This is a genomic window from Helicobacter pylori, from assembly GCF_017594925.1.
In the GTDB taxonomy this organism is placed as follows: domain Bacteria; phylum Campylobacterota; class Campylobacteria; order Campylobacterales; family Helicobacteraceae; genus Helicobacter; species Helicobacter pylori_DP.
Map to the genome: position 1 here is coordinate 20,751 of NZ_JAALNT010000004.1, position 18,672 is coordinate 39,422.

Below are 18,672 nucleotides of genomic sequence, written 5' to 3' on the forward strand. Positions count from 1 at the left end.
GAGCATGGAGGAAGAGAACCAAAATAACTTTAAGGAGAATTCTCATGGTAACCATGAAAGATTTATTAGAATGTGGTGTGCATTTTGGACACCAAACAAGGCGTTGGAATCCTAAAACCAAAAAATTCATTTTTGGCGTTAGGAAAAATATCCATATTATTGATCTGCAAAAAACTTTGCGCTACTTTAGATACACTTATAATATCGTGCGCGATGCGAGCGCTCAAGGCAAGAGCATCATGTTTGTAGGCACTAAAAAACAAGCCAATGAGACTTTGAAAGAATTTGCTGAAAGCATTCAAGTCCCTTATGTCAATTACCGCTGGCTTGGTGGCATGCTGACTAATTTTAGCACCATTAGAAAATCGGTGAGAAAATTAGAAATCATTGAAGAAATGGAAAATAGCGGTCAAATTGATTTGTTGACTAAAAAAGAAAAACTCATGATTTTAAGGAAAAAAGAAAAGCTAGACAAGTATCTTGGTGGGGTGCGCCACATGAAAAAAATCCCTGATATGATTTTTGTGATTGATGTGGCTAAAGAAAAAATCGCTGTCGCTGAAGCAAGAAAACTCCATATCCCTATCGTGGCTCCCTTAGACACCAACTGCGATCCTGATTTAGTGGATTACCCCATTCCTGGAAATGACGATGCGATCCGCTCTATTAGGCTATTTTGTAAAGAAATGAGCGAAGCGATTTTAGAGGGGCGAGAACTCATGCAAGAAGAAATCGTCCATGCGGATGAAAATAGCGAAGAGATAGAGTTTGTGAGCAATGAAGAAAAAGAAGAAATGCTCGCTGAAATCCAAAAAGAAATCACTCAAGGAGCCGAATAATGTCAGGAATTAGCGCTCAATTAGTCAAAAAATTAAGGGATTTAACCGATGCGGGCATGATGGATTGCAAAAAAGCCCTTGTGGAAGTGGCTGGGGATTTGCAAAAGGCCATTGATTTCTTGCGCGAAAAAGGCTTGAGCAAAGCCGCTAAAAAAGCCGATAGGATCGCTGCTGAGGGCGTGGTCGCTTTAGAAGTAGCGCCTGATTTTAAAAGCGCGATGATGGTAGAAATCAATAGCGAAACGGATTTTGTAGCTAAAAATGAGGGCTTTAAGGAATTGGTGAAAAAAACTTTAGAAACGATCAAAGCCCACAATATCCATACCACAGAAGAACTGCTTAAAAGCCCGTTAGACAACAAACCTTTTGAAGAATATTTGCACTCTCAAATCGCTGTGATTGGTGAAAACATTTTAGTGAGAAAAATCGCTCATTTAAAAGCCCCTAGCTCTCATATCATCAATGGTTATGCGCATTCTAACGCCAGAGTGGGCGTGTTAATCGGTATAAAATACGATAATGAGAAAAACGCTCCAAAAGTGGTGGAACTAGCCCGAAACATCGCTATGCATGCCGCAGCGATGAAACCTCAAGTGCTAGATTGCAAAGACTTTAGCCTTGATTTTGTCAAAAAAGAAACTTTAGCCTTGATCGCTGAAATTGAAAAAGACAATGAAGAGGCTAAACGCTTGGGCAAACCTTTAAAAAACATCCCCGCTTTTGGGAGCCGCATTGAATTGAGCGATGAAGTTTTAGCCCATCAAAAAAAGGCTTTTGAAAACGAACTAAAAGAGCAGGGCAAGCCTGAAAAAATCTGGGATAAAATCGTTCCTGGAAAAATGGAAAGGTTTATCGCTGATAACACCCTTATTGATCAACGCCTGACTCTTTTAGGGCAGTTCTATGTCATGGACGATAAAAAAACTATCGCTCAAGTGGTTGCTGATTGTTCCAAAGAATGGAATGATGATTTAAAAATCACTGAGTATGTGCGTTTTGAATTGGGCGAAGGCATTGAGAAAAAGGCAGAGAATTTCGCTGAAGAAGTGGCTTTGCAAATGAAGTGAGATTTTAGCAAACAACCTTTAAAGGTTGTTTCTTCTAACCTTTCAACTTTCTTTATTTAAAATTTTCCATTTTAAAGTGCTTGAAATTTTTGTAATTTTCAATCTCTATGCTTCTAATTATTTGAATTTCGCCTTTTAATGAGCCTAGTTGATACTGCCAAGTTTATAGTCGCTCTAATTTTACATTATTTGATTAAATTTTGAACACTCGCCTATTGTAAACCTTGCGTTTAAATTATAATAGCAAGTTAATCCGCATTCTTTTTTGGTTTAAGGGTTAGTTTTGATTGTCTTTCTAGGGATCATGCAAGTCTCATTTTATTTAATTGGGTTCAATCTAACTTAAACAGATTTTTTCTAATCTGTCCTCTAAATTTGGCGTTAATACCACTTTTGGAGTTTGAGTTAAAAAGAGCCTTTTATTTTATTTTAAAGCGGTTTTTCTCCAACGCATTTTGAATCGCAATAGAGGGCGATAGATAATTGTAACGCACTAAAATTTCGGTGATTTCTTTAAAAATAGGGGCTGCAATCTTGCTGGCGTAATATTCTTCCTTGCCGTGCGAGCCTAAGATAACCACGCCGATAGTAAAAACCTGCCTTTCATCTTCAGCGAACCCAAAAAAAGAGCTGTTGTAGGACTGCGCGCTATAACTCCCGTTTTTAGCAACCCTAGCCGTTCCGGTTTTTCCCCCTATGTATAGCCCTTCAAATTGAGCGTTTTTGCCTGTGCCATAACGCACCACTTTGATTAAGGTTTCTTTCATTTTCCTAGCGCTTTTTGGGTTGATGACTTGAAAGGTGGGTTTGGGGCTAGGGATGTAAATATCGCCATTAGGGGCGGTTTCTCGTTGCACTAAATAGGGGGTAGTCAATTTGCCTTCATTAGAAAACACCGCATAAGCCCTTAAAAGCTGCAAAAAAGTCGCGTTCAGCCCATAGCCATAAGAGACGCTCCCCTTTAACACTTCACGCTTGAAAGCGGACAAAGGAGGGATCTTTCCTGTGGCTTCTAAGGATAAATCAATGCCGGTTTTTTGAGAAAATCCATAGCCTAAAAGCCCGTTATAGAAATCCTCCGGGTTGAGATTTTTGCTGATTTTTATCATGCCCACATTGCTAGATTGGATCAAAATGTCTTCCACAACGGCTTTTTTACTAGGGATAAAGTCGTCTTTAATGGTGTATTTTCCTAATTGGTAATAGCCATGGTTTAAATCAATGCGTTCTTTAGGGTTGATCAAATTCTTGTCTAACAGCAAGGAATAAACAATGGGTTTGATCGTGCTGCCTGGCTCAAAAACCTTTTCGGCAACGCTCAAATTCAAGCTTTCATAATCGCTGGTTTTAATGGCGTTAGGATTGAAGCGCTTGCTTGAAGCTAGCGATAAAATTTCCCCGCTTTTAGGGTTAATGATGCCCACTAGGATTTCTTTAGCCTTGAGTTTGTCTTTGGTTTTATCCAATAGGGTTTCAATTTCTCTTTGGAGTTTTAAAGGAACGCTCAAATACACCTCATAGCCATCAAGGCGCTCAACTTCTGTGTAAGAGTGGTTTTGGATAAAGTTAAAACTCACATCCCTTTTGCCTGTTCTTATGCCATTTTGTTGGGCTTTAAGCAAATGATTTTGAGATTTTTCAACGCCTTTTTTACCGGTAGTTAAAGTGAGCTTGTCTTCTTCTTGTTTTTGCACATAGCCAATGATTGGCTCTAGGCTATTTTGATAAGGGTAATGCCTAGAAACGCCGCTCACTTCAATGTTTAGCCCTTGCTTTTGCCACACCTTATCGTGCGCGTCTTTGAAATTTTGGAAAACCCCAAAGGCTAAAAATTTCTTATTCAAGTCCCTAATATTAGCGGCCATATTGGGCGTGAGATCATAGGCTAAAATCGTGTAGCCTTTCGTGTTGATCGCATCTTTTAGGGAGTTTTTAGGGATATTGCTATAAATAGAAAGGAAATCAATGAAAAAATCTTCTTTATCCGGGTTTAAAAACCTTGTATCAAAGCCCAGTTTGAAAAGGGTTTGCGAAGCGGCCAGGCTGTAGTTGTCTTGACTATAGATAGTCCCTCTAGTGGCAACATCTTGTTTGCTCATCACCAGATTAGGCATGTTGGCTTGGGCAAAAAAAGCTTTTTTAAAAGCCACCATTAAAAAAATGATAAAAAGCAATAAAAAGATTAAAGCCGTAACAGAACCCTTGTATTTTTGGGTTTCTAAAAATTGCTCTGGGTTGAAATTGGGATCAATGTTTTTATTATCCATGAACGCTTACTTGAAAATGGCGTAGCGTTGGATTTTCACAACGCATGAGAGCATGAATTTTTGATGGTAAAATCCGTTAAAAGGGGGTGTAGCAACAATGAACCCTCTCTTTAAAAAGGACCAAGCGATCATTTAAAGAGAAGCCACTTAAGAGGCTAGATCTGCGTTCTTAAAAGCTCTTTATAAGCGCTAATCGCTTTGTTGCGCACCTCAAGCATGAGTTTCATGCTCGTTTCAGCCTTCCCTATGGCGATAGCCGCTTGGTGCAAGTCTTTGATTTGCCCTGTCGCCATATCCGCTAAGGCTTTATCAGACCGCTCTTGAGTGTTGTTAAGCTCATTGATGGATTGCTTTAAGAGTTTGGAAAACTCCCCACCTTTTTGTTCTTTAAAGGTGCTACCTGATTCTTCTCTTTTAGTCCTGTTGTCCGTGTTAAGCTCAGAGAAAGGACTCAATAAGCTTTTATCATTGTGTATGGCTTGCATAGAACCTCCTTAAGCTCTTTTTTAAAAATTTAACTCTATTAAATATCTTATTCATTTCTGTATTCTACTGATCTTTGGCTAATACTACCTAAATTTTCTTATACTACCATAAATTGTTACAAATCATTCATGTTTGTAACATACCTATCGCGTTTTGTGCCATGTTTTTAGCGCTTTGAAAGGCTGCAACATTGGCTTGATAAGCTCTAGTCGCTTCCACTAAATCCGCCATTTCAACCACCGCATTCACATTGGGGTAAGCCACATAGCCTTGAGCGTTAGCGTCAGGGTGGCTGGGATCGTATTTCATTAACGGCTCGCTATCATCGCGCACAATCTTATCCACCACCACGCTTGTGATAGGGATTAAGGGGTTGTCATCGCCTTCATCTAAGGGGTCTTCATAGGGGGTAATTTGATTGTTTTGGGCGATTTTTTGGTTTAAAATCTCATTGAAATCAAAAGCCTTAAACACCGCTTCTTGCCTCCTATAAGGGCCTCCTTCACTCGTGCGCGTGGTGTTAGCGTTAGCGATATTAGAAGAAATCAAATTAGCCCTTAAGCGTTGGGCGGACAAGCCATAACCGCTAATATCAAAAGAAGATAAAAACATGCTTTTCTCCTAATTATAAATTCTTACTAGAGTCAATGGCGTAATTGATCACGCCTCGATACTTTTTTAAGGCCGAACTCAAGGCTAAATACATGGTGGAGTTCTTGCCCATTTCACTCGTTTCTATGTCTAAATCCACGCTGTTGCCATCATTTTTAGCCAAATGCCCGTCTCTAAAAAAAAGGCTCGCCCCATCTTTAGCGCTATTTTCAAAGTCTAAATGCCTAGGGTTAGTGTGGGCTAATGGCAAAACTTTACTGGATTGGTTTTCAAAAATTTCTGCTTTTTTCTCCGCTAAAACGCTTTCAAAATCCAAATCCTTTGGCCTATAAAAAGGGGTATCCACATTAGCGATGTTAGAAGCGATCATATCCTGCCTTAAAGCCCTATAATCCAACGCTTTATAAACCAACCCAAACGCTTTAGAAAAATCCATACAAAACCCTTTTTTTAAACCCTTGCAAATTTGTAGCATGCAAAAAGCATTCCAAAATTGGCTCGCTTTTTTCTCGCTTTTTCATTAAAGAATGCGATCAATTTCAAAGCATGCTTAAGCTTGAGCGATAAGCCAATTCAGAGCCATTATAGTGTAAAATACCCCTAAAATACCTTAAGAGAACGCCTATTTAAAAACCAAAATAAGGAAATCCTAATGACTACAGACAGAAACCTGTTTTTTTGCGCTTCGCTATTGATTTTTTTGGGGGTATTGATGAGCTATTCGCTCTCAACTTACACCACAGTGGTGCTGTATCATTATGGGGAATTCCATTTTTTCATACGCCAGCTTTTAAGCGCGATCATAGGGATTGTCATCATGTGGGGGTTGTCTAGGGTTGATCCTAGCAAGTGGTTTAGCCGTTTGGGGTTTTTTCTTCTTTTTGTCCCACCATTACTCATTATTGGCATGTTTTTTTTGCCAGAAAGCCTTTCCAGTAGTGCAGGGGGGGCGAAGCGATGGATTCGTTTGGGGTTTTTCTCTCTAGCGCCTTTGGAGTTTTTAAAGATTGGTTTCACCTTTTTTCTTGCGTGGAGTTTGTCCCGCACCTTTGTGGCAAAAGAAAAGGCTAATGTCAAAGAAGAACTGATCACTTTTGTGCCTTATTCGGTGGTGTTTGTAGCCTTAGCGATTGGGGTAGGGGTTTTGCAAAATGATTTGGGGCAGATCGTTCTTTTGGGGGCGGTTTTAGCGGTGTTGTTGGTTTTTTCTGGGGGGAGCGCGCATTTGTTTGGCTTGATTATTTCAGGGGCGTTTGCGATCAGCGTTTTAGCGATTGTTACAAGCGCTCATAGGATTTTGCGCCTAAAATTGTGGTGGTCTAATTTGCAAAATTCGCTTTTCACGCTTTTGCCGGATAGATTAGCGAACGCTCTTAGAATAAGCGACTTGCCCGAATCCTATCAGGTCTTTCATGCAGGCAATGCCATGCATAATGGGGGGTTGTTTGGGCAAGGGCTTGGGCTAGGGCAAATCAAGCTTGGGTTTTTGAGCGAAGTGCATACGGACATGGTCTTAGCTGGGATCGCCGAAGAATGGGGTTTTTTGGGGTTATGCGTTTGTTTTATTTTGTTTTCTGTTTTGATTGTTTTGATTTTTAGGATCGCTAACCGCTTGAAAGAGCCAAAATATTCGCTATTTTGCGTGGGCGTGGTGCTGCTTATTAGTTTTTCTTTGGTGATCAACGCCTTTGGGGTGGGCGGGATTCTTCCGGTTAAAGGTCTAGCGGTGCCGTTTTTGAGCTATGGAGGGAGTTCGCTTCTAGCGAATTGTATCGCTATAGGGCTTGTTCTAAGCCTAGCACGATACACCAAAGGCTAAAAAATATCGCCCTTTTTTTAAAATCAATGCCACAAGAAAGGTTCAACTTCTGCGTCATTCAAATCAAAAACCACCTTATAATAATCTTTCACCATCGCATTAATATCCACGCCCTTAAACGCTTCAGGGTGGGCTTTTAAAGCGATATACAAGCTAATGAGTGGGGCTCTAGGACCGCCAATATCCATTGTGGGGAGTTTATAAACTTGCTTGTTTTTAATGGCCTTAATAGTGGAAAATTTGGGGTTGTTTAACACGTCTTCAGGCGTGAGTGGGCTTACCCACCAAATGAAAATGATTTCAGGGTTTTCTTTAACGATTTTTTCCACGCTAATGTCAGCGCGCCCGAATTTGACGTATTTCAAGCCAAAATTGTCTATGCCCCCTTTTTCTAAAATGTCTGAATCAAGGGCTTGATGACCACTGATCTTATTGGCTTTATGGAAAAGCTCCACGCCCTTTTTCTTTTTAACGCCTTTCAAACGCTCAGCAATAAAATCCAAAGTTTCTTGCATTTTGGCCAGTTTTTTAGAAGCATCAACTTCTAAGGCTTTAGCTTGAGCGTCAATATCTTCCATGACTTCTGCAATGGTTTTTTCTTGGAAAGAAAGAAATAATATACCAAATTTTTTCGCATGCTCTACGGCTTTAGGGTTGCCCACAAAGGTTACCACAAGATCGGGACCAAGCTTTTTTAAAAGCTCCACATTCAACGCCGCCACATGATCACTACTCATGGATTTAATGCGTTTAGGATCTTTGAGAGTGGCTTTAACAATATCAGATTTAAAAGCGTAATCCGAAATGCCCACGACCCTATCCCAAGTATGGAACATGGCAGGCACTTCTGCAAAGCTACCCAAGTAGATTATTTTAGAAACAGGAAGCTTGATGGCTTGATCCCCAAAATAATCCTTGACTTTGACTTCTTGCACTGAAGCACTAGCCACGCCTAACAACGATGAAACAATGAGTGCACCTAAAGAATAAGAGATTAAAGCTTTTTTAAAGCGAGCGATTAGCATAACAATTCCTTTCGTATGATTTATGAAGCGATTATAACACTATTCAAGGAAATATAAGCAGTAAAAATGAAACTTTTTTTCACAAAATCTTAAAATTTAAAAGGAAATATCTTTTCATTAACTTTTTAAGAATATACTCCACCATGTTTCCGCTGATTGAGTGGAAAGCATAATAAAATTAAATCTGTTTTAGGTTTAATTTTGATCCAACAAAATTTTAAAACACTTAAGGAGTTACGATATGTTAGTTACAAAACTTGCCCCGGATTTTAAAGCACCTGCCGTTTTGGGAAACAATGAGGTTGATGAACACTTTGAGCTTTCTAAAAATTTGGGTAAGAACGGTGCGATTCTTTTCTTTTGGCCAAAAGATTTTACTTTTGTATGCCCTACAGAAATCATTGCGTTTGACAAAAGAGTGAAAGACTTCCACGAAAAAGGCTTTAATGTGATTGGCGTGTCTATTGACAGCGAACAAGTGCATTTTGCATGGAAAAACACCCCTGTAGAAAAAGGCGGTATCGGTCAAGTAACTTTCCCTATGGTAGCTGATATTACCAAAAGCATTTCTAGAGACTATGATGTGTTGTTTGAAGAAGCGATCGCTTTGAGAGGAGCTTTTTTGATTGACAAAAACATGAAAGTAAGACACGCAGTGATCAATGACTTGCCATTGGGTAGGAATGCAGATGAAATGCTTCGCATGGTAGACGCTCTCTTGCACTTTGAAGAACATGGTGAAGTATGCCCAGCAGGCTGGAGAAAAGGCGATAAAGGTATGAAAGCTACCCATGAAGGCGTTGCAGAATATCTTAAAGAAAATTCCATTAACCTTTAATGGTTCAATTCGCTGTTTGATCAAGAGAAACTTCGTTTTTCTTGGTTGAATCCTTTTCTTTTTATTCTTTGCCAGTTTCTAAAATTTTCGTATCGTTTTATCTTTTTATCATTTTTGAATTATTTTTTTTAATAAAGGGTTTTTTATGAACATATTCAAGCGTATTATTTGCGTAACCGCTATTGTTTTAGGTTTTTTTAACCTTTTGGACGCCAAACACCACAAAGAAAAAAAAGAAGACCACAAAATCACTCGTGAGCTTAAAGTGGGCGCTAACCCTGTGCCGCATGCGCAAATCTTGCAATCAGTCGTGGACGATTTGAGAAAGAAAGGGATCAAATTAGTGATCGTGTCTTTTACCGATTATGTGTTGCCTAATTTAGCGCTCAATGACGGCTCTTTAGACGCGAATTACTTCCAGCACCGCCCTTATTTGGATCGGTTTAATTTGGACAGAAAAATGCACCTTGTTGGTTTGGCCAATATCCATGTGGAGCCTTTAAGATTTTATTCTCAAAAAATCACAGACATTAAAAACCTTAAAAAAGGCTCAGTGATTGCCGTGCCAAATGATCCGGCCAATCAAGGCAGGGCGTTGATTTTACTCCATAAACAAGGCCTTATCGCTCTCAAAGACCCAAGCAATCTATACGCTACGGAGTTTGATATTGTCAAAAATCCTTACAACATCAAAATCAAGCCTTTAGAAGCCGCATTATTGCCTAAAGTTTTAGGGGATGTGGATGGGGCTATTGTAACAGGGAATTATGCCTTGCAAGCAAAACTCACCGGAGCCTTATTTTCAGAAGACAAGGACTCGCCTTATGCCAATCTAATAGCCGCTCGTGAGGATAACGCGCAAGATGAAGCCATAAAAGCGCTGATTGAAGCCTTACAAAGTGAAAAGACCAGGAAATTTATTTTGGATACCTATAAAGGGGCGATTATCCCGGCTTTTTAAGCCATTTGGATAAAATTCATCTTTAAGATGAATGGGGTGCTTTATAGGTGCTAATCAAAAGTTCTTTTCTTATTGAGTATTAAAAACGCTAAGAGTATTTTTAAAATAAAACGAAAAGAGCTTGCACTAATCAAGTGGCAATTTCTTAAAAGCGTTATTTCTTAAGGGGGGGGGAATAGCACAAAATAACCCCCCCTTATCCCTTTAAAAGATTAAACAAGGCTTTAGCTGTCACAGTATGCGATTAGAATAAAGCCAAAAATACAGCAAGCCTGAATCCAATTAGAGTTACGCTTTTAGAATGTTTTTAATAAAGACCAGTTTTAAACCACCCGTTAGACTGAGTTATAGAGCGCTGAAACAAGTTTGGAAACAAGTTGGCTAATGGTTTTTAGCGTTTAGAAGGTTGTGTTTTTGAAAAGGTTTAAAATTTTATTAAAGATAGCCAAGCTCATAGAGTTTATTGCTCATTTTCACTAACAACCCCCCCAGTTTTGACCCTCCCTCCCCATGTTCTACTAAAATAGTGATAGCGTATTTGGGTTTTTCATAGGGCAAAAATGCCGTAATCCACGCATGGGATCGATGGAAATATTCCATATCCTTTTCTTTCATGCGATTGACGATGTTTTGAGCGATTTCTACGACTTGCGCGGTGCCGGTTTTACACGCTAAAGTAACCTTAGAACCCCTTGTGGAATGATAAGCCGTGCCGTCTTTATGGTTACACACTTCATACATGCCCATGCGCAAGGCTTGGAGCTTCTTTTTTTGAAAACTATTTAGGGGATCTTTGAGCGGTTGTTTGTTGTTGATAGCAAAATGAGGCGTCGCCAGTTTGCCTGTCGCAATGAGTCCCGTGTAGGCTAGCACTTGTAAGGGCGTGGCTAAGAAAGAGCCTTGCCCAATAGCGGTAATGAGCGTGTCCCCAACGCGCCAGTCTTGATTGAAGCGTTTGAGTTTCCACAAATTATCCGGCACAATCCCCACAAATTCATTCGGCAAATCAACGCCCGTTTTTTCCCCAAAGCCCACTTCCCTTAAGGTTTTAGAGAGTTTTTCTATAGAGATTTCAAGCCCAAATTTATAAAAATACACATCCACAGACTCCCTAATGGCTTTATACAAATTGGAATTGCCATGCCCTGTTTTTTTCCAATCTCTGAATTTGCGCTTACCCACTTCAATAAAAGGGGGGGTGGGTATGGTGGTGTTTTCTGTGATATGAAGGTTTTCCAAAAAGCTTAACCCCACACCCATTTTAACCACAGATCCCGGCGGATACAAAGCGTTAGCGAAGCGGTTTAGTAGGGGGTTATAAATATCATCTTGAAGTTTTTGCCATTTGTCTTGACTGATCCCGCCTACAAAATCGTTCAAATTGTATTCAGGGTAACTTCCTGCAACGAGCAATTCCCCATTTTCTGCGTTCATCACTAAAATCGCCCCCCTTTTATTTTCAAAGAGTTTGTCCGCTTCTTTTTGCAAGCGTTTGTCTAAACTCAATTGCAAGTGGTTATTGGTGCTTGGCGGCACTACTTCTAAAGTGGCTAATTCCTGATTGAGCGCATTGACACGCATGATTTTATAGCCCACCCTGCCTTGTAAAAGTTTGTTGTATTCTTTTTCAATGCCGGTTTTGCCCACAATCTGGCTGTATTGATTCTCTTCATCGTCTTTTAAATCTTGCAAGCTTGCCACCCCCACATAGCCTAAAACATGCGAAGCTAAAGCGTTATTAGGGTAGTAGCGCTTGTCTAAAGGCAGCACAAAAATGCCTTGAGTTTGGATGAGTTTGGTATAAAGAGGTTGCATGGTGGCATAAGGAATGAGACCCACCACTTTAATGAGGTTGTGGTTATAAAGCGAATTTTCTTTTTGGTAATCGTTTAAAAGCGTTTCTTTGGAAAAGTTAGGAAAAAACTTTTGGATGATTTCAATTTTTTCTAAAAGCTCTTTTTGTTTCAATCCGCTAGGCAAAAACACGCCAAACACCAATTCATTAAGGGCTAAAAACTCATCATTTCTGTCTGTAATATTGCCCCTTGTAGGGACTAAAAATTCCTTTTTGGTCATGTTTCGTTCAGCCAGTTTTTCATAGTATTCTTGATTTTTAACGCTTAGAATAAATAAATTTAAAACCAATAACCCCCAAAACCCTATAAAAACAAAGAGTAAAAGCTTATAGCGAAGATTTTTCATACAAACCCCACAAAGCGCTCTCTATGAACGCAAAAAGAGCGAGAAAACCGAGTATCTTCAAATCCAAAGACACCGAAAAAAAGCGCGATAAATAGAGGTAATAAACCAAAAAGACATGCAAAGTTTTGAATAAAAAGCCGTCATTAAAAAGCTTTAAAGAGTTTTTATAGATGATTTGATGGTAGATTAAAAACAATAAAGCCAAAACGCCTAAAGTCTTTAAATGCATGCTTTCAAACCAAAACAAACAACCAAACACGCTCAAATTGGGTAAAAAACGATCGTATTTTTTCGCATAAAACAAGAATAAAAACCCAATCATTGGGGGTAAAAAAGGCATTAAGTCTCTCAAAAGGCTATAAAAATAAAAACCAAAGATTCCTAAGCATAAGAAAAAAAAGGAATCTTGTTTTAAAGAGAGCATGGTTTTGTGGCTTATAAGGGGTTAGTGAGCAAGTATTTTAAAAGGGTTTGGCGCACTATTTCAAGGGTTGGGTATTTTGAAGAAAGAGCGTTAAAATGGGTGGTATTGATTAAAAAAGGTTTAGGAGCGTTTAAAAAAAGGCGGTGTTGCTCGTTTTTATTCAACTTGTCAAATTTCGTAAAAAGAGAAAGGTAGGCTTGATCGGGCCTTAAAAGGGCTTGAATGTTTTCTTTAGCGTTTTTGTCAATTTCTAAATCCAAATGGCGCGCATCCACTAAATGGATAAAAAGTTTGATAGAAACCCTAACGCTCAACAATTCCCATAAAAACCCCTCCCATTCTTTTTTCAGGCTTTTAGAAACTTTAGCGTAGCCAAACCCGGGCAAATCAATCACATTAAAAGTGGTCGTTAAGGCGTTTTCTTTATCTTCCCAAGTGGTGGAAAAAAAATTCGCTAAACGGGTTTTTCCAGGCGTTGCTGAACTTTTGGCGAGATTTTTCCCCAACAAGGTATTAATAAACGAGCTTTTGCCTACATTGCTGCGCCCTAAAATCACCATCTCAGAAGTCAAGCTCGCAGGGCATTGAAAAAGTTGGCTTGAAGAAGTGAGAAAATGAGCGTCTTTAATGGCGATCATGGTTTTTCGCCTTTCTTCTTCAATTTAGCCTTACGATTTTCTTCATTAATATCTTCCATATCAAATACGAATTTAGCGGGCCGTTTCGCGCTCCCCAACACATCAGCATAACCCTTAGTTTTGTTTAAAATGATTTCATCACCGGTGATGACATTGGATTTCCCCACTTCTCTAACCACCGCATTTTGCAATAATTTGTATTCCCCATTCAGCGCGTTATAAATGAGCTTGTCAGCACTCCCGCTGATTTCACGATTATCCTCTGTAAAGATGTTAAAATGCGTGTTCCCTGTGGCTTCATAGCGTTCTGGCTTTCGTTTATCGTTTAAAAACACGCTCACCTTATCCGCAAACAACCGGTCTTTACCTTTTTTGATCTGCACATTGCCTTGAATAACGGCGGTTTTGGTTTTGTCGTTCGCTACAAATTGGTTGCCGGTAATTTCTAAAAGCTCTTTTTCTTTTTTCAAGCCTTTATTCTCTAATTTTTGAGCGTCCATCACGCTTAAAACGCTCAAACAACACACCAAAAAACACCACCAACGCATTAAAACCCTCCTTTGAAAGTGGGAAGTTTTTTCTTTTCTTTCTGGCTTTGTTTGATTTCATCTAAAAACAAATTGGCTTGAATGCTTTGAGCTTCAATAATAGCTAATGCATGTGAATAGGAAATGTCAAGCCCTTCAATCTTACTATCCTTTGAAGTGAGAATGAAACGGCCCTTGCCTTTAAAGTTTTGCTCTTTATGGTTGTAAATCCCTGTTTCACTCCAAAAACTAGAATCATCGCTTCTTTTGTAAGTAACCCCATTAGGGAAGAAATACAAATCCTGCTGCCGTTTGGCTTTGGGGGATTCAACGCTTTCTATCATGTCTTCATCATAGCGCTTGATTTTGGAATCAAAAAAGATCTCGTAATCATCGTATTGTAGAGCTTTTTTGCCTTCTATGGACAGATCAAGGATTTTATCGTTGATTTGAAACGCTTTAAAATTTTCTAATTCAATTTTAGGGATATTTTCTTTAGAGACCACGCTAGTGGGTTGGGAACGCAAAAAGAAAAAAACTAGCCCTATCGTGATGAAAGACAAAACCACAAAAAAGTTTAAAACGCTATTAGAGGTAAAGCTTGAGCGCTTCATCTTGCAAGCCTTCTAATGTTAAAAGATAATCAATCGCTTCCCTAACGGCCCCCTTGCCCCCTGAATTTTGCAACACTTTATAAGCTTTGCTTTTAAGCAAGGGGTGCGCATCAAAAGGAGCGAAACTCAAAGCGCATGCCTTAAACATGCCTAAATCGTTATAATCATCGCCTACGCATGCGATTTCTTGCGCACTCAATTGCAAGTCTTTTTTGAGCCGCTCCACAACCACGCTTTTATTTTCAACGCCCATAAAAACAAACTGAACGCCCAAACTCTCCATGCGTTTTTTCACCATGATTGAAGTTCTTCCTGTAATGATAGCGATTTTTTTGCCTAATTTTTGCCATAGCACCATGCCAAGCCCGTCTTTGACATTGAAAGCCTTGAACTCGTGAAAATTTTCATCAAAATACAACGACCCGTCTGTGAGCGTGCCATCCACATCTAAAAGCAATAACTTAATCATTCTCTCGTTAAAACCGCATTCTGGTTATATTTTTTCATAAAATCCCTAGCCTCTTCTTCGCTTTGAAACCCTTGAACTAAAACTTTATACAAATCGTCTTTAAAGGCAACCTTGACGCTGTAATTTTTATTCTCTGCTTGCAATTTATCCGCTAAAGTTTGAGCACCTATTTGGTTTCTAAAAGCCCCCATTTGTAAAGAAAATTTCCCTCCGCTCACGCTTTTTTCGCTCTCGCCGACTTTAAATTCCTTGTGTAAGATCTTTGAAGAGCTGGCGTTAAAGGATTGTTCGTATTGCGTGGAGATAACCCCACCAAAGCCCAAAATAATAAGACGCACGCTGGCTGTGCCTTTTTTAACCATGTCAATATCCCTAGCGGCCGCATTAGACAGATCAATGATGCGATCGCTCACAAAAGGCCCTCTATCATTAATGCGCACAATGGTGCTTAAGTTATTATCAACATTGATGACTTTCACCACGGTGTTCATGGGTAAAGTCTTGTGCGCGGCGGTATGGGCATACATGTTATAAATTTCCCCATTACTGGTTTTTTTGGCATGGAAGTTGGGGCCATACCAGCTCGCAACGCCATCAAATTTTTCGCCTAAATCCACTTTAGTGGGGTAATACCACTTGCCCCCCACTTGATAAGGGCGCATGGTGGCTCTTTGGATCGCACTAGAATCGCGCATGCCGTTATCTAGGGGTTGTTTTGTATTGCTATCTTGCGAATCGGAGTGGTGTTTGAAATGGCGTTCAAAAAAATTGCGCTTATAGGTGGCTTTTTTGGTTGTCGGGTCATAGTCTTTAGCGTTTTCATAAGCACGCAAGCTTTCATGCTTGTAAGACAAATTCTTTATTCCCTCTTTTTTAACCGCACAAGCGCTAATCAAAAAAATGACGCCTAAAAAACAAACTTTTTTTAACGCCAAACCCATTAAAATTCCCTTGTAGCGAGTAATTTTTTGTTAGTGGGTATGATTAAGCGCTGGTGGATAAAAATATTAGAATCTTTGAGATTATTGGCTAATTGGATACTGGAAATACTGACTTGATAGCGTTTAGCGATAGAAGATAAGGTTTCTTTAGGCAAGACCACATGGGTGATAAAAGGGCTTTTTGAACTGGCTTGAATGCTTTTATTTTGTTTGAGCTGGCGTTGTTTGAAAAGGGCGAGTTTTTCATAAGGGATATAAATGGTATAAGTGGGGTCTTTAGAAGGCAGAATGTTATAGCGGAATTGGTGGTTGTAGGATTTTAAGGTTTCTAAACTCAAATTCAAATTTTTGGCCACTTGGATTAAAGAAGTGTGCCTTTTAAACGGGACGCCCACTAAACTCACCCTCGCCCCACGATTGAGCAGATATTCTTTATCTTTGAGGTTGTCTAGGCTGTTGAATTTCAACGCCAGGCTTAGAATGGAGCGGATATACTCTCGTGTCTCTTTAGGGAGGTATTTTTTATCTTCATCCAGCAAAATCTTAATATCCGAAGTGCCGGCGGCTTTAATAGCGTTTTGAACCTTGCGTAAGCCGTAATTATACGCCATAGCGACCAAATACCATTCCCCGGTTTGTTTGTAGAGCCGTTTCAAGTAAGTGATTGCTGCTTGAGTGCTTTTAATGGGGTCTCTTCTTTCGTCAATGTAATGATTGACCTTAAGCCCTAATTCTTTAGCCGTGCTTGGCATGAATTGCCAAATCCCTACCGCTTTTTTCCTGCTATAAGCCCTTGATGAAAATTTAGACTCTGCCATGGCTAAAAACAAAAATTCTTGCGGCACGCTCGCTTCTATGAGCATGTTTTTGATGATAGGGATGAACTGGTAATTCACATCAAATCTTTTGACAAGTCTTTTCCATTCCTCTTCTTCATTCATTTTTTTTAAAGCGTTTGGCATTTGGGATAAAAAGCTCGCATTAACCCCAAAAGCCTCTAGCGCTTTGGTGTCAATATTAGATTCAAAAGCCATTTTCGCATGGCCTAAAGAAGCCAATAAAAGGGTAACAAAAAAAACCAACCATTTTTGACTAAAACACTTCATTCTTTTTGACATCGTATCCTGATAACTATAGCTATTCAGCTTTTAAAATAGCCTTGATTATAACTAAACTTGAATAACGCTTTCTAACACAGCCTTATTTTCAGGGGAAACTAAAGAGCGTTTGAGCGTTATGCGTGCTTAAAGAAGCGAGCTCTTCAGTCTCTATGTTGATGATTTCGGCAATTTTTTGAGCGATTAAAGGGATATAGGTAGGGCTATTTCTGGTGCCTCTAAAAGGGTGTGGGGTCAAATAAGGCGAATCCGTTTCTAAAAGAAGCCTGTTTTTAGGGATTTTAGGGAGGATCTCTACCAATCTTTTAGCGTTTTTAAAAGTGCTAACCCCTCCTATCCCGTAATAAAAACGATCGCTTAATTCCAAAAGCATGCCATCAGCGTTAAAGCAATGCAACACCCCAAAAGCCTTAGGATAGCTTTTTAAAAGATTCAAACTATCAAAACTCGCCTCTCTGATGTGGATGATCAAGGGCTTGTTGTGTTGGATAGAAAATTCAATCTGTTTGGTGAAAACTTCTTTTTGCTTGCTTTTATAATCCTCTCTTTCATTCAATTCAGGCAAGCGGTAGTAATCCAGCCCGCATTCGCCTATCGCCACGCATTTTTGATGCCCAACAAACTTTTCAAACAGGCTTTCATCAAAACTCTCCACATCATAAGGGTGAGCGCCTATGGCAAAAAACACGCCTTCAAATTTTTCACTAATCTCTATTGCTCTATTCAAATCCTTCATGTCCGCACCCGGAATCACGCATTGAGTAACGCCTTTTTCCAGGCTTTCTTTTAACACTTCTTCTAAATCGTTTTCATAATCCCTGTGATCCAAATGGCAATGCGTATCAATAAACATGCTTTTATCCTATGGTTTTATTTAATATGTTACAATATTTAAGCATTTTAACATAAGGAAAATAATCATTAACGATGTTCAGCGGTCTAATCAATCAAATAGCTAAAGTGAAAAGTTTCCACAACAATATTTTAAGCATAGAGAGCGATCTCAATCCCAAGCTTGGCGACAGCATTGCGATTAATGGGGCGTGTTTGACCGCCATAGAAAGTTCAAAAACGCATTTTAGTGTGGAATTGAGCCAAAAAACCCAAAACAGCGTAGCGTTAGAAAATTACAAGGATTTAGTCCATATTGAGCCAGCCTTAAAAGCCGATGCGAGTTTGGATGGGCATTTTGTGCAAGGGCATATTGACGCTATCGGGGTCATTGAAAAAATCATTCACAACGCTAATCAAGTGGATTTTTTCATCAGCACTTCTGAAGAAACGCTTTTGTTGTGCGTTGAGCAAGGTTCTATCGCCATTGATGGGGTGAGTTTGACTTTAAGCAAGGTAGAAGAAAAGGGGTTTTGGCTAACGATTATCCCTTACACTTTAGAAAACACCCTTTTTAAGACTTATAAACTCAAACGGCGCGTGAATATTGAAACGGACATGTTGGTTCGCAGCGTTGCGTCTATTTTGAAAAAAACAAAAGGGTTTGAAAAAAATTTCTCTTGGAATGACGCGGATTCTTTGACTTTAGGGTATTAGATGAATAAAACCATAAAAGCCGCCGCTCTAGCCTATAACATGGGGCAAGATCATGCCCCAAAAGTGATCGCAAGCGGGGTGGGCGAAGTGGCTAAAAGGATCATTCAAAAAGCTAAGGAATACGATATAGCGCTCTTTTCTAACCCCATGCTGGTGGATTTGCTTTTGAAAGTGGAATTAGATTGCGCGATACCTGAAGAATTGTATGAGAGCGTGGTGCAAGTGTTTTTATGGCTCAATAGCGTGGAAAATAACGCGCAAATGTCCAAGTGATCGG

General features: G+C 39.5%; 22 protein-coding genes. 7 read left to right on the plus strand and 15 right to left on the minus strand.

Annotated elements, in window-relative coordinates; all coding sequences use genetic code 11:
* Window positions 1–44 precede the first annotated feature (44 nt).
* Both rpsB and tsf read left to right on the plus strand, forming a co-directional pair.
* A complete protein-coding gene (rpsB, locus tag G6069_RS02425) occupies window positions 45–839 on the plus strand; it encodes a 30S ribosomal protein S2 (protein WP_000258276.1) in 795 nt (264 codons plus the stop codon).
* Complete coding sequence (tsf, locus tag G6069_RS02430; RefSeq protein ID WP_197293266.1) at window positions 839–1,906, plus strand: translation elongation factor Ts; 1,068 nt, start codon at window positions 839–841, stop codon at window positions 1,904–1,906. Before rpsB ends, tsf begins: the two co-directional genes overlap by 1 nt.
* A 419-nt stretch (window positions 1,907–2,325) precedes the next feature.
* On the opposite strand, the gene G6069_RS02435 is transcribed toward tsf, so the two are convergent.
* The 5 genes from G6069_RS02435 to flgB form a co-directional block, all read right to left on the minus strand.
* Window positions 2,326–4,173, minus strand: a complete 1,848-nt coding sequence (locus G6069_RS02435; RefSeq protein WP_197293267.1) for a peptidoglycan D,D-transpeptidase FtsI family protein — start codon at window positions 4,171–4,173, stop codon at window positions 2,326–2,328.
* Between the two features lie 6 nt (window positions 4,174–4,179).
* Window positions 4,180–4,305 carry a transcriptional regulator gene (locus G6069_RS02440; protein ID WP_197293268.1) on the minus strand — a complete coding sequence of 42 codons (126 nt, stop codon included), beginning with the start codon at window positions 4,303–4,305 and terminating at the stop codon, window positions 4,180–4,182.
* A 23-nt stretch (window positions 4,306–4,328) separates the two neighbouring features.
* A complete protein-coding gene (gene fliE, locus G6069_RS02445; protein WP_197293269.1) occupies window positions 4,329–4,658 on the minus strand; it encodes a flagellar hook-basal body complex protein FliE in 330 nt (109 codons plus the stop codon).
* Window positions 4,659–4,785: 127 nt separating this feature from the next.
* Window positions 4,786–5,271 (minus strand): flagellar basal body rod protein FlgC, encoded by a 486-nt coding sequence (flgC, locus tag G6069_RS02450; RefSeq protein WP_000480093.1) that lies wholly within the window; start codon window positions 5,269–5,271, stop codon window positions 4,786–4,788.
* A 13-nt stretch (window positions 5,272–5,284) separates the two neighbouring features.
* Entirely contained in the window at window positions 5,285–5,707 is a 423-nt protein-coding gene (gene flgB, locus G6069_RS02455) for a flagellar basal body rod protein FlgB (protein WP_000347746.1), read from the minus strand.
* Window positions 5,708–5,923: 216 nt separating this feature from the next.
* On the opposite strand from flgB, the gene G6069_RS02460 reads away from it, so the two are divergent.
* Window positions 5,924–7,090 carry an FtsW/RodA/SpoVE family cell cycle protein gene (locus G6069_RS02460; RefSeq protein ID WP_197293270.1) on the plus strand — a complete coding sequence of 389 codons (1,167 nt, stop codon included), beginning with the start codon at window positions 5,924–5,926 and terminating at the stop codon, window positions 7,088–7,090.
* A gap of 23 nt (window positions 7,091–7,113) precedes the next feature.
* Here G6069_RS02460 and G6069_RS02465 read toward each other — a convergent pair whose 3' ends face one another.
* On the minus strand, window positions 7,114–8,115 hold the full coding sequence (locus G6069_RS02465) for an ABC transporter substrate-binding protein (RefSeq protein WP_197293271.1): 1,002 nt from the start codon (window positions 8,113–8,115) through the stop codon (window positions 7,114–7,116).
* 241 nt (window positions 8,116–8,356) lie between these two features.
* Between G6069_RS02465 and G6069_RS02470 the strand changes: the two genes are divergently transcribed.
* Together G6069_RS02470 and G6069_RS02475 are read left to right on the plus strand one after the other, a co-directional pair.
* Window positions 8,357–8,953, plus strand: a complete 597-nt coding sequence (locus G6069_RS02470; RefSeq protein WP_197293272.1) for a peroxiredoxin — start codon at window positions 8,357–8,359, stop codon at window positions 8,951–8,953.
* A 145-nt stretch (window positions 8,954–9,098) separates the two neighbouring features.
* Window positions 9,099–9,914 carry a MetQ/NlpA family ABC transporter substrate-binding protein gene (locus tag G6069_RS02475; RefSeq protein WP_197293273.1) on the plus strand — a complete coding sequence of 272 codons (816 nt, stop codon included), beginning with the start codon at window positions 9,099–9,101 and terminating at the stop codon, window positions 9,912–9,914.
* Window positions 9,915–10,349: 435 nt separating this feature from the next.
* Here G6069_RS02475 and mrdA read toward each other — a convergent pair whose 3' ends face one another.
* The 9 genes from mrdA to G6069_RS02520 all read right to left on the minus strand — a co-directional run bounded on the left by mrdA (window position 10,350) and on the right by G6069_RS02520 (window position 17,700).
* Window positions 10,350–12,116 carry a penicillin-binding protein 2 gene (gene mrdA, locus G6069_RS02480; RefSeq protein WP_197293274.1) on the minus strand — a complete coding sequence of 589 codons (1,767 nt, stop codon included), beginning with the start codon at window positions 12,114–12,116 and terminating at the stop codon, window positions 10,350–10,352.
* Window positions 12,097–12,540, minus strand: a complete 444-nt coding sequence (locus G6069_RS02485) for a hypothetical protein (RefSeq protein ID WP_079353348.1) — start codon at window positions 12,538–12,540, stop codon at window positions 12,097–12,099. The genes mrdA and G6069_RS02485 overlap by 20 nt, the downstream gene beginning before the upstream one ends.
* 11 nt (window positions 12,541–12,551) lie before the next feature.
* On the minus strand, window positions 12,552–13,178 hold the full coding sequence (yihA, locus tag G6069_RS02490; RefSeq protein WP_021173482.1) for a ribosome biogenesis GTP-binding protein YihA/YsxC: 627 nt from the start codon (window positions 13,176–13,178) through the stop codon (window positions 12,552–12,554).
* A complete protein-coding gene (gene lptA, locus G6069_RS02495) occupies window positions 13,175–13,726 on the minus strand; it encodes a lipopolysaccharide transport periplasmic protein LptA (RefSeq protein ID WP_197293275.1) in 552 nt (183 codons plus the stop codon). The genes yihA and lptA overlap by 4 nt, the downstream gene beginning before the upstream one ends.
* Window positions 13,726–14,319: a hypothetical protein gene (locus G6069_RS02500; RefSeq protein WP_108297730.1), complete on the minus strand. Its 594-nt coding sequence runs from the start codon at window positions 14,317–14,319 to the stop codon at window positions 13,726–13,728. Before G6069_RS02500 ends, lptA begins: the two co-directional genes overlap by 1 nt.
* On the minus strand, window positions 14,294–14,788 hold the full coding sequence (locus G6069_RS02505) for a KdsC family phosphatase (RefSeq protein ID WP_197293276.1): 495 nt from the start codon (window positions 14,786–14,788) through the stop codon (window positions 14,294–14,296). Before G6069_RS02505 ends, G6069_RS02500 begins: the two co-directional genes overlap by 26 nt.
* The gene (locus G6069_RS02510) at window positions 14,785–15,729 is read right to left on the minus strand and encodes a septal ring lytic transglycosylase RlpA family protein (RefSeq protein WP_197293277.1); all 945 of its coding nucleotides are present in this window, start codon (window positions 15,727–15,729) and stop codon (window positions 14,785–14,787) included. Before G6069_RS02510 ends, G6069_RS02505 begins: the two co-directional genes overlap by 4 nt.
* A complete protein-coding gene (locus G6069_RS02515; protein ID WP_000044471.1) occupies window positions 15,729–16,847 on the minus strand; it encodes a lytic transglycosylase domain-containing protein in 1,119 nt (372 codons plus the stop codon). The genes G6069_RS02510 and G6069_RS02515 overlap by 1 nt, the downstream gene beginning before the upstream one ends.
* An 88-nt stretch (window positions 16,848–16,935) precedes the next feature.
* Window positions 16,936–17,700 (minus strand): TatD family hydrolase, encoded by a 765-nt coding sequence (locus tag G6069_RS02520; RefSeq protein ID WP_197293278.1) that lies wholly within the window; start codon window positions 17,698–17,700, stop codon window positions 16,936–16,938.
* Between the two features lie 74 nt (window positions 17,701–17,774).
* On the opposite strand from G6069_RS02520, the gene ribE reads away from it, so the two are divergent.
* Entirely contained in the window at window positions 17,775–18,395 is a 621-nt protein-coding gene (gene ribE, locus G6069_RS02525) for a riboflavin synthase (protein WP_197293279.1), read from the plus strand.
* Window positions 18,396–18,668: a FlhB-like flagellar biosynthesis protein gene (locus tag G6069_RS02530; RefSeq protein WP_151236982.1), complete on the plus strand. Its 273-nt coding sequence runs from the start codon at window positions 18,396–18,398 to the stop codon at window positions 18,666–18,668.
* Window positions 18,669–18,672: the final 4 nt, after the last annotated feature.